General features: G+C 72.6%; 3 protein-coding genes. 1 reads left to right on the plus strand and 2 read right to left on the minus strand.

All coding sequences use genetic code 11. The features are described 5' to 3' along the window. Positions 1-820, minus strand: an 820-nt coding sequence (gene fabD / locus H5J30_RS22485) for an ACP S-malonyltransferase (RefSeq protein WP_258563481.1), incomplete at its 3' end; no start/stop codon positions are given. Between the two features lie 385 nt (positions 821-1,205). Here fabD and H5J30_RS22490 point away from each other — a divergent pair. Further along, positions 1,206-2,879, plus strand: coding sequence for a fatty acyl-AMP ligase (locus H5J30_RS22490; protein ID WP_181789201.1), 1,674 nt, complete (start codon positions 1,206-1,208; stop codon positions 2,877-2,879). A gap of 40 nt (positions 2,880-2,919) precedes the next feature. Here H5J30_RS22490 and H5J30_RS22495 read toward each other — a convergent pair. Next, positions 2,920-3,516 (minus strand): TetR/AcrR family transcriptional regulator (locus tag H5J30_RS22495; protein WP_181789202.1); only part of this gene is annotated, 597 nt, incomplete at its 5' end.

The raw sequence follows: 3,516 nt of genomic DNA on the forward strand, positions 1-3,516 counted from the left end.
CCGCCTCCTGCGCGCGGCGCTCCTCGTCGCGCCGGGTGGCCTTGATCAGCCCGCGCATGGCCCGGCCCGGCCCGACGGGCTTGATGTCCGCCACACCCTGCGCGATGAGGTAGCGGACGGTGTCGGTCCAGCGCACGGGGTGGTCGAGCTGGCGTACCAGCGCGGCGGCGACGTCGTCCTCGTAGGGCAGGGCGGTCACGTTGGAGATGACGGGCACGCCCGGCGGCGCGAAGGTGAAGCCGCCGAGGAACTCGGCGAACTCGCCCTGGATCGCCGACATGTACGGGGAGTGGAACGCGCCGCTGACACGGAGCACGGTGAACAGGCCGGCGCCGGCCTCCTCGAAGACGGCGCGCGCGCCCGCCACGTCCTCGCGCGGGCCGGCGACCACCGTCTGCGTGGGGTTGTTGTAGTTGGCGATCGACAGGTTCTCCAGGCCCGGCCGGCCCAGGAGTTCGGCGACCTGCTCCGCCGTCAGCCCGACGACCGCGGCCATGCCACCGTCCGCCACCCGGGACATCAGCTCGCCGCGCTTGGCGACCAGGCGCAGCCCGGTGGCGAAGTCGAAGGCGCCGGCGGCGTGCAGGGCGTTGTACTCGCCCAGGCTGTGCCCGGCGAGGTAGTCGGGTTCTGCGCCGCCGTCGGCGCGGTGGGCCAGGTGGCTCAGCGCGTTGACGACGAAGAGCGCGGGCTGCGTGTACTCGGTGTTCTGCAGCCGTCCGTCGACGTCGTCGCGGCACAGTTCCTCGATCGAGTAGCCGAGAACCTCGTCCGCGCGGGCGGTCTCCTCCGGGAACCTGCCGAAGAGCTGCGCACCCATACCTTTGTGCTGCGAACCCTGGCCCGGGAATGCGAGCGCAAACATGTCGAGTCGTTCCTTCAGTATGCGTCGGTGAAATCCCGGTAAGGGACCGCGGGGACTGTTCTGCTACGCGTCGGGAACACGCAGCACTATTCTGGCGAGTCCATCGTGGTCGAACCGACTAAGGGGGGTCTAGCGGCCCGCTAAAGCCCCGACCTGGAATTACCCGACTTGACGGCGCTGTTGCCCGCCGCGCATCATGACCCTACCTCAGCCAGCCCATTTCATGCCGCGACCGCGGCAGTCAATTCGGGGGTATGGAATGACAATTGCCGTTTCGACCGAGGAAATCCACGGAGACCGCGCGGGATTTCAGCCCGAGACGGACCCGGCCCCGGTCGCGATGACTTCGGCCGCCACGATAGGCGCGGCGCTGCTCGATCTGGCGGACAGCGACCCCGACCGCCCGCTGGCGTACGTCGAGGGCTCCGGGGACGCCGTGCGGCTGACGGCGGCGGAGCTGGCAGAGCGCGCGGGTGCCGCCGCGACGACCCTCGCGGAGCACGGCGTACGGCGCGGTGACCGCGTCGGCGTCTGCATGGACACCAGCGCCGACGCGTACGCCACCCTGCACGGCTGCTTCCTGCTGGGCGCCATCCCGTTCGTCAGCGAGCCGCCGCTGGCGACGATGCGCCGGCAGCGCTGGGCCGACCGGCTGCGGCTGCTGATCAGCCGCGCGGAGCCGCGGGCCGTGGTCGTCGCGCCGGAGTTCCTCGACGCCGTGACGGAGCCGTGCAAGGAGGCGGGCGTCGCGATCGTCGAGCCGCCGTTCGAGGGCGGCCTCGACCTGGCCACCGCGCAGGCCAAGCCCGACGACATCGCGCTGCTGCAGTTCACCTCGGGCACCACGGGCGACAGCCGGGGCGTGACCCTGACGCACGAGTCGATATTCGCGAACGCCGCGGCCATCGGCGAGCGCGCGTACCGCGCCGGCGACCTGATCGTGAGCTGGCTGCCGATGCACCACGACATGGGCCTGATCGGGCTGAACCTCGCCCCGCTGGTGCACGGGCTGCCGGTGGCCAGCATGCCGCCGCTGTCGTTCGCGGTACGGCCCGAGCGGTGGCTGTGGGCGATGCACCGCTACCGCGGCACGTTCACCTCGGCGCCCAACTTCGCGTACCGCATGTGCGCCTCGAACATCCCCGACGCCAAGCTGGCCGGCCTCGACCTGAGCGCCTGGCGGGTCGCGGGCAACGGCGCGGAGGTCGTGCAGGCGAACACGCTGCGCCTGTTCGCCGAGCGCATGGCCGCGTACGGCTACCGCGAGCGTTCGATGATGCCCTGCTACGGCATGGCGGAGATCACCCTGGCCGCGACGATGTGCGTGCCCGGCGAGCCGCTGACCACGCTCACCGTCAGCCGGGACCGGCTGGCCGCGGACGGCGAGGCCGTGGAGGCCGGGGCCGGCGCCGCCGACGCGCAGGAGCTGGTCTCCTCCGGCACCCCGCTGACGGGGATGGAGCTGCGCGTCGTGGACGACGCGGGCGCCGACCTGCCGGACCGCAGGCAGGGCACCATCCTGCTGCGTACCGCCTCGATGATGTCCGGCTACTACCGCCAGCCCGAGGAGACCGCGAAGGTCCTGGCCGACGACGGCTGGCTGAACACCGGCGACCAGGGCTTCACCGACGCCGGTCAGACCTACGTCACCGGCCGCATCAAGGACGTCGTCATCATCGCCGGGTCCAACTACCACCCGTACGCCTTCGAGTCGGCCGCCGCCTCGGTGGAGGGCCTGCGGGCGAACTCCATCGCCGCGGTCGGCTGCCCCGACGAGGAGCGCAGCACGGAGGCGCTGGTGCTGGTGGTCGAGTCGAAGAGCCACGCGGACGCCGACGCCGTCGCCCGGATCCGCGAGGGCGTCATCCAGGCGGTCTCCGCCGAGACGGGACTGCGTCCCGACCGGGTGGAGGTGGTGCCGCGGGGTACGCTGCCCAAGACCCCGAGCGGCAAGCTCCAGCGGCGCCACGTGGTGGACGCGCTCGTCGGCGGCACGCTGCCGACGAGCCACTGACGACGGCACCGGCCCCGCGGCGGTGAAGCCCGCCGCGGGGTCACGCAGCGGGCCGGCCGGGCGGCGGGGAGCCGCCCAGCCGGCCGAGCAGCATGTCGTCGGCGTACGGGCCGTAGAGGCCGACGACGGTGTCCAGCTCCATTCCGGCCAGCGGATCGATGGGCACCACGTAGCGCCCGGTGACCAGCCCGACGAGCAGCGAGGCGACCAGCGCGGCGCGCAACTCCGGGTCCGGGGCCGGGATGCGGCGGGCCAGGGGCAGCAGCAACTCGCCGCCGGCGACCTCGCGGAAGAGCTGCGACGCCTCGGGGTGCTCCATCGCGGAGCGGAAGACCACGAGCAGCGAGGAGCGGGTGGCGGCGTCCTCCCAGCGGGTGAGGAAGCCGCGCAGCAGCCGGCTGCCGGGCCCGCCGGGGCAGGTGCCGTCCGCGGCGGGGTCGTCGGTGCTGTCGGTGTCGGCGACCTCGTCGAGCAGCCGGGGCAGCTCGGGCAGCAACTCCTCGGCGCGCATCGTCTCGCGGATCACCGTGGAGAACACGTTCTCCTTGCTGCCGTAGTGGTACATCACCAGCGCCGGGTCCACCCCGGCGCGTTCGGCGATCGCCCGCACGGTGGTGCCGCGGTAGCCGTGGCGGGC

Source organism: Streptomyces phytophilus (assembly GCF_013870535.1).
GTDB lineage: Bacteria > Actinomycetota > Actinomycetes > Streptomycetales > Streptomycetaceae > Streptomyces > Streptomyces phytophilus.

Coding starts and splice junctions, on each gene's coding strand:
- H5J30_RS22490 (WP_181789201.1), top strand. CDS start 1,206: ATGACTTCGGCCGCCACGATAGGCGCGGCGCTGCTCGATCTGGCGGAC.